The 249-nt window shown below is 61.8% G+C and carries 1 pseudogene; it reads right to left on the reverse strand.

What is annotated here, in order from left to right:
* Positions 1-123: 123 nt before the first annotated feature.
* Positions 124-249: pseudogene (locus tag HWX25_RS33225) on the reverse strand (IS3 family transposase); the annotation flags it as partial.

Raw genomic sequence — 249 nt, forward strand, 5'->3', positions numbered from 1 at the left:
CGCAGGAGGACAACGACCCCGGAAACCCATACACTTATCCACAACCGGTCCTGCTATAGACCGGTCTCCACCCCGGCTCAAAATCCAATCGGCCCGGTGGCTCAAAATTCCGTCGGCGCGGACAGTGATGTCGCTTACCCAGGCTTGATTGGGCCGCCAGCCGTCGAAACGCCGATCCAACAGATTCGGCGCCACCGGCAGGCGATGCGTCGAATCCGTCGTCACCCGATACGGGCGCTTGTAGACCGG

It is taken from the genome of Burkholderia sp. BCC1640, assembly GCF_902833125.1.
GTDB lineage: Bacteria > Pseudomonadota > Gammaproteobacteria > Burkholderiales > Burkholderiaceae > Burkholderia > Burkholderia diffusa.